Source organism: Blautia sp. ZXY-1-B12 (assembly GCF_056339915.1).
In genome coordinates, this window is the sequence record NZ_JBWJVP010000110.1 from 1 (window position 1) to 7,255 (window position 7,255).

The 7,255-nt window shown below is 53.3% G+C and carries 3 protein-coding genes and 1 pseudogene; all 4 read right to left on the bottom strand.

The genetic code is table 11. The annotated features are described in order from the left end of the window. A pseudogene (locus AC075L_RS06690) lies at positions 1 to 187 on the bottom strand (hypothetical protein); the annotation flags it as partial. 151 nt (positions 188 to 338) lie between these two features. Continuing rightward, positions 339 to 677: a plasmid mobilization protein gene (locus AC075L_RS06695; RefSeq protein WP_032554571.1), complete on the bottom strand. Its 339-nt coding sequence runs from the start codon at positions 675 to 677 to the stop codon at positions 339 to 341. A 2-nt stretch (positions 678 to 679) separates the two neighbouring features. After that, positions 680 to 1,486, bottom strand: coding sequence for a DUF3848 domain-containing protein (locus AC075L_RS06700; protein ID WP_021395528.1), 807 nt, complete (start codon positions 1,484 to 1,486; stop codon positions 680 to 682). Between the two features lies 1 nt (position 1,487). After that, a partial coding sequence (locus AC075L_RS06705) for an SNF2-related protein (RefSeq protein ID WP_476387406.1) occupies positions 1,488 to 7,255 on the bottom strand: 5,768 nt, incomplete at its 5' end.

Here is a 7,255-nt window from a genome sequence, read left to right on the forward strand (position 1 = left end):
TCCGGTAATCATCGGCTAAGAGGTCGAACAGTTCCTTGGGAGTATGGCACACCTCTCCGGTGCAATAGTGAAAGTCTTGATCAAATTCAACCCTTACACCTCCATGGCGGCTGATATAAACTTCGGTGGTTTCATCTGCGGTCAGGTAGTCTGCAAAAATCTCTAACACTTTTTCAAAGGTCAGCATCTGTTTTCACTCCTTTGCTTCACTTTTTATTCTACTCATATTATCCGGTACGGATAGGCAAAAGACAAGGATACCGGCAAAAAGAAAAAGCGGAGGGAGGTGCGGCGAAGAAACGCCGTTCCTCCCTCCGCAAATGGAGTATCTATCCCCGTTATGAAAGTTTAGAAAGCTGGGTAAGGATTTCCTTCACACCCTCCCACAACTGTTCCTGTCGCTGGGATATATCCTCCAAGTCAGCATCGTAAACCCGCCCAGTCTCATGCACTTTGCGGGTCAGCTGGTTTAAGTTGTTGCTGCTTCGGCGCATCAGGGAAACAAGCTCCTTCAGCTCCGGCAGATCCAGCTTGACCACATACCCATCCAGCGCCATTTTCCGCAGATAAGCACTCAGATTTTCTGTTCCGTATTGCTGCATCTTTTGATGGATTATCTCCAGTTCCTCTGCGGACACCCAAAACAAAACCGGAACATCCCGCTTACGCTTTGCCATAGTTATCGCTCCGGCTCTCGTTTCTTTGGGGCGGCAGGCTTATGGACAGGCAGCTCCTGTTTGAGCTTTTGCAGGACAGAGCCTTTTTCTTTCTCCTGAACGGTCTTTCGAGCCTGTCTTGTAAACAGATCCACCAGTCCCGGATTGACTCGATCCACTATCAGATCGACACATTGCTGGGAAGTGGCACTATCCTCCGGCATTGGAATGGTCTTTGCCCATGCTTTGTTATCACAAGAGATCCGCCCATCTGCATCCTTATGCTGAATCGTATTGGCGAGAATAAAGTTCATCCGCTCTGCTCCAAATTCCTCCAAAATCTCTTGCACCGCAGAAGCAGTATCCAGCCTGTTATCCCTATAATGGGCACTGATTGCCTGTTCAATGGCAACTTTGCAAGAAAAATTTGCCTGGTCAGAAAGCCAGTATGCGTCTGTTTCTCCATGCTTAGTCGCGTATGAAGCAGAATGAAGATAAACTACCATGGGATTAAGTTCTTCTGGTTCTTTGCATACCTCATTGGCTCGGCTTTCAATACTGTCTCGGATCACATCCATATAGCCGGTCTCCAGCTTTTCAAAATAGTGGTACACATCTGCCAGCGGCGAGGGAGATTCCAAAAGCGCCTGGGCCTGGGCATCGGTCAGCTCCAGTTCCTCCATCGCCATCACGATGTCTTCACGGACCGTATACTCATAGGTGTGGTGCAGGATTTCTTCCGGGGGCTGGCTTTTCAGCCAGTCCCTGTATTTGTCTTGCTCAGCGGCCATCTTTTCATAAAGAGCCGTATTCAGATCGTTGGTATTCATGTTATCGCACCTCCTCATGCTGTTTTGGTTTCTTGTCTGTACTACGGGGCGGCACCGGGCGTTTCAGATGATCCAGCACCGAAGGCCGTTTGCTTTTGGCAACAACAGCTTCAGCGCGTGCCTGTCCCTTTCCGTCGATGTTGAGCAGGGTATCCAGCTCCACCAGACGGGCGTTTTTGCTTCTCAGTTCTTCTTCATAAAGAAATGGCTTTCCGACTTCCTCCTTTGCGGCAGCCTGCTGCTGATAGAGGTTATCCAGCTGTGCCTTTGCTGCCTCCAGACGCTGCGGCATCTGGGCGAGGGCATTGTCGATACGGGTAAGATTTCCGCGAGGGTCTGTACCAAGGGTTGCCCGGTGGGTCATCTGTCCTTTTAGCAGGAGCGTATATTCCTGTTTCCAAGCAGAAAATTCCACAGACATGGCATAGCCCCGGTAGCTGCCGATCTGCACCGGATCGGAGGTTTTGACCTCCTTGCAGGCATCCAAAAGGGCTGCACCGGCATTTTCCTTATCGGTCAGCAGGTCTCCACGGATCTCCATACCGGCAAAGCCGTCCTCCGGGTGCGGGTGAGCTGCCAAAACCTCCAGGTCAGATTCAAAGCCCTTGATAAAGCCCTTGTGCTTTTCAATCTCCTCCGGAAAGTATTTGAGCAGCTGGTCCTCCAGACGATACTGCTTGCTCTGGTGGTCGGCTTTCATCAGCTTCAGTCGGGACACCTCCACATCCAGATCCATACGCTCTTTGATACGGGGATCTCCGGCACACAGAGCCTTGATCTCAGCAAAACTGAGGGCTGTTTCATCCACATCATCGCAGGAGCGCACCGGCGATTTAGAAGTCATGATCTGGCTGATGAATTTCTGCTTATTCTCCACCGTCTGCCACAGATAGGCGTCGAAAGTTCCCTCGGTCACATAGCGGTACACATGAACAAGGGGGTTCTGGTTGCCCTGGCGCTCGATACGGCCCTTTCGCTGGGCAAGGTCTCCAGGTCTCCACGGACAATCCAGATCATGAAGTGCCACCAGACGGTCCTGCACATTAGTGCCTGCGCCCATCTTGGCGGTGCTGCCCATAAGCACACGCACCTGACCGGTACGGACTTTAGAGAACAGCTCCTTTTTCCGCACCTCGGTGTTGGCTTCATGGATAAAAGCGATCTGGTCGGCAGGCATCCCCTGGGCAATGAGTTTCTGACGAATATCGTCATATACCGTAAAGGCCGGTTCCTGCTCTGGCAGAGGCACAGCGCCTTCCAGTGCATGAAGCAGTGGATTATCCAGTGTTTTTGCTGCCTTGCTTGCAGGGGCTTTTGCCTGTGGTGTAGAAATGTCGCAAAACACCAGCTGGGTCAGCTTGTCAGCTTCGCCATCCCGCCAGATCTGCATGATGTTCTCCACACACTGATTGACCTTTGTTCCGGGTTCGTCCGGCAGCATCTGGTTGACGATTCTCTGGTCCAGCCCCAGCTTACGGCCATCCGAGGTAATCTTGAGCATATTGTCCTGGGACGGGTCAACGCTGCCGCTGTGTACCAGCGATGCGCGCTCCGAAAGGACTTTGACCATTTCCTGCTGATGTTCAGTAGGCTGAGCCACGATGTTGTGGTACTCCACTTCCGGGGTAGGGAGATTTAACTGATCGGCAGTCTTAATGTCGGCCACCTCTTTGAACAGGTTCATCAGCTCCGGCAGGTTAAAGAACTTGCTGAATCTCGTTCTTGCCCGGTAGCCGGTGCCTTCCGGTGCCAGCTCCAATGCTGTGACGGTCTCCCCAAATCGGGAAGCCCAGCAGTCGAAGTGGGTCATGTTCAGCTCTTGCAGGCGTTCATACTGAAGGTAACGCTGCATGGTGTAAAGCTCGGTCATGGAGTTGCTGACCGGGGTTCCGGTGGCAAAAATCACGCCACGGTTTCCGGTGATCTCATCCATATAGCGGCACTTGGCAAACATATCGGCGGCCATTTCTGCGCGTCCGATGTGGAGTAAGCCTGCCACATTCCGCATTTTTGTGTATAGAAACAGGTTTTTATAGTTGTGGGCCTCGTCCACGAACAGCCGGTCCACACCCAGCTGCTCGAAGGTTACCACATCGTCTTTTCGCCCCTCGGCTTGCAGCTTTTCCAGTCTGGCTTCCAGAGACTTACGGGTACGCTCCAGCTGTTTGACGGTAAAACGCTCGCCGCCGCTGGCCTGCACCTCTGCGATCCCCTCGGTGATCTCGTCGATCTGTTCATAGAGAAGCCGTTCCTGACGCTCCCGGCTGATGGGGATGCGCTCAAACTGGCTGTGTCCCATGATGATGGCGTCATAGTCCCCGGTCGCAATACGGGCGCAGAACTTCTTGCGGTTATGGGTCTCAAAGTCCTTTTTGGTGGTGACTAAGATGTTGGCGGAAGGATAGAGGCGCAGAAACTCCGACGCCCACTGCTCAGTCAAGTGATTTGGCACCACAAAGAGAGATTTCTGACATAAGCCCAGTCGTTTGGCTTCCATCGCTGCGGCCACCATTTCAAATGTTTTTCCCGCTCCCACTTCGTGTGCCAGCAGGGTATTCCCTCCATACAGCACATGGGCAATGGCATTCAGCTGATGTTCCCGCAGGGTAATTTCCGGGTTTATGCCGCCAAAAGTGATATGGCTGCCATCATACTCGCGGGGACGGGTGGAGTTCATTTCCTCGTTGTACTGGCGCACCAGAGTCTGGCGGCGCTCCGGGTCTTTCCAGATCCAGTCTTTGAATGCTTCCCGGATAGCCTGCTGCTTTTGAGCGGCCAGGGTGGTCTCCTTAGCATTAAGAACCCGGCGTTCTTTTCCGTCCGCATCCTCAATGGTGTCATAAATTCGCACATCACGCAGGTTTAAGCTGTCCTCCAAGATCTTGTAGGCATTGGCACGGCTGGTTCCATAGGTGGTATTGGCAGCTACATCGCTATAAGGAACAGAAGTTTTTCCTGTAATCTGCCATTCAGCGGTAAAGGACGAGTAATTGACCTCGATGCTGCGCTGGAGATAGTACGGGGTACGAAAGGTTTCATACATAAACTGCTGAATATATTCCTTGTTGATCCATGTAGCACCCAGACGCACCTCAATCTCCGACGCATCCAGGTCTTTGGGCTGGGCGGCAGTAAGGGCTTCCACATTGACCGCATAGGCCGGGTTCTGTTCTGCCGCCCGCTGTGCCTGACGCAGTTTGCGGCGCACATTGCCGGAAAGGTATTCATCGGCAGTCACATAATGGGGCGATCCGTCCTGCTCCAACTTTCCCGGTACACGAAAGATCACGCCTTGCAGTTCTCCCGCCAGTTCTTCTGTTGTTTTTCCGGTCAGCCGGCTCATATAGCTCATATCCACGCAGGCTTTTTCCGAGATAGACACCGCCAGTGCTTCACTTGCCGTATCCACCACAGCCACCGCCTGATGGGGCTTGATGGTCCGTTTGGTGAACATATCCGCCTTGCGTTCCAGCTTTCCGTCCTCGTCGATGACTTCCAGCGCACAGAGCAGGTAATAGGAAGAATCATCTGCATAGGCCAGACGGTTTGCACGGTCATTGATGAGACCGTATTTGGCAGAAAAGCTGTCATAGAGGCTGTTCAGTTCCGACTGCTTCTCCCGAATGGTGCTGTCCGGAACCGCTGCGTCCATCTGAAGGTCGATCAGTTCCTGCACACAATCCCGCAGTCCCACAAGACCTTTCACACGGGCTTCGGCGGTAGCGTTGAGGTCAGGGCACACCATACGGCTGTTTTCCCGGTAGTACACCTGTCCGTCTACAATGGCATAGGAATAGTTCTTCACATTGGGGTCGGCAGGAATGGAGGTGTCAATGGCTTCGCCTTCGCCCAGCTCCGGCAGCTCTGCTTCCTGATAAGTGCCATGAATATACTTCACAGCATCATGCAGCTGGTCGGAAAGCTCCAATCCCTCAATGGGGTTCACGGTGTAATCCATACCATGAGCAGTGCTTACCGGCTCCTGTCTGCCCAGCACCATTTCCGGGTGGTCGATAAAATACCGGTTGATGGCAAAATCGTTCTCCGTCTGTCCGGTCTGGGTCCATTCCGGCACGATGTCCAGCGGACGGTCCCGCTTTTGGAGAAAGATAATGTCCGATACAACCTCGGCACCGGCATTCTTTTTGAACGCGTCATTAGGCAGACGGATCGCTCCCAGCAGCTCGGCACGCTGGGCAAGATAACGGCGCACGGTGGAATCCTTGGCGTCCATGGTATAGCGGGAGGTCACAAAAGCTACCACACCGCCGGGACGCACCTGATCCAGTGCTTTGGCGAAAAAGTAATTATGAATGTTGAAATTCAGCTTGTTGTAGGCTTTGTCATTGACCTGATACTGACCGAAAGGCACATTGCCGATGGCAAGGTCAAAGAAGTCCCGGCGGTCAGTGGTCTCAAAGCCGCCTACTGTGATGTCCGCCTTGGGATAGAGCTGCTTTGCGATGCGCCCGGAAATCGGGTCCAGCTCCACACCGCATAGACGGCTGTTTCTCATTTCCTCCGGCAGCATACCGAAGAAGTTGCCCACACCCATAGATGGCTCCAAAATATTTCCGGTTTCAAAGCCCATGCGCCCCACCGCTTCATAGATTGCCTGGATAACCGTAGGGCTGGTGTAATGGGCATTGAGGGTAGAGCTTCTGGCGGCGGCATATTCCTCCGGGGTCAGCAACTCTTTCAGCTGGGCATACTCTAAAGCCCATGCCGGTTTCTCCGGGTCAAACGCATCAGAGAGACCGCCCCAGCCCACATATCGAGAAAGAACCTCCTGCTGTTCGGGGCTTGCCTGCTGTCCGGCAGCTTCCAGCTCTTTCAGCAAACGAATCGCATTGACATTTGCCTGGAACTTGGCTTTCGGACCGCCCTCACCCAAATGCTCATCTGTAATGCGGAAGTTTTTTGCATTGCGGCGCAGGTTAGCCTTGTATTCCTCATAGGAGGCTTCCTCGGCAGCTTTGGCATTGGGAAAGGTCTGCCACTGGCCATTGACCTGAATGGAAACCGGGTGTTCGTCCAGCACTTCCTCAAAGGTTTTCTCCGGCTCAGTCACAGGGGCTGGCGGCTCCGGCTCCTCGATATGCAGTCGTTCCACCACCACATCATAAGGCAGATTGTTCTTATCGCCCGGATAGACGGCCATGGTCTCGGAATGGAAGGTCGGGGATTCGGTAGCCGGTTGGGGCTGTTCCTGTCCAAAACCGTCCTGCTGACGGGCATACATCCCGCGCAGCAAAGACGCAACCTCATCCCAGCGGAAATACAGCATAGCCAGACGCTTTTCCTCTGCATCCATGACTTCCAGTTCTATGCCCTGTGCCGTGGTACGGTAATCGACAATATCGCCGGTCTCCAGATTCAGTGTCTCAATCTCACCGGAATAGGCTCTGCTCAGCCAGTAGGCGATCTCGCTGTTGCTCCTGCCGGATTGCAGCAGCGTGGAAATCTGCTTTTTATCCGCTTCATCCATCAGTCCATGAGCCAATACATCCCGCAAGTCTTGTTCTGCCTTGTCCGGGTCAATAGGAAGAAACTCGGTATAGTAAGCATTGCGGCGGTCTGCCCGAAGCAGCTGCTCGAACTGTTCTTTGCGCTCTGCCCGGTAGATGGGATATACCATCCCGGTGGGCAGAAGCTGTACGGTGTCCTCCCGCAGCTCGGTGATCTGATAGGCGTCATCCTCGATATACACGGTATCGCCCACGGCATAGACCGGGGCGGCTGGGTCATAGGAGGTTCTTTGCGGAATTG

What these genes read in the sequence shown, in the direction of transcription:
- AC075L_RS06695 (WP_032554571.1), bottom strand. Translation starts at nt 677, where the DNA reads ATGGCAAAGCGTAAGCGGGATGTTCCGGTTTTGTTTTGGGTGTCCGCA.
- AC075L_RS06700 (WP_021395528.1), bottom strand. Translation starts at nt 1,486, where the DNA reads ATGAATACCAACGATCTGAATACGGCTCTTTATGAAAAGATGGCCGCT.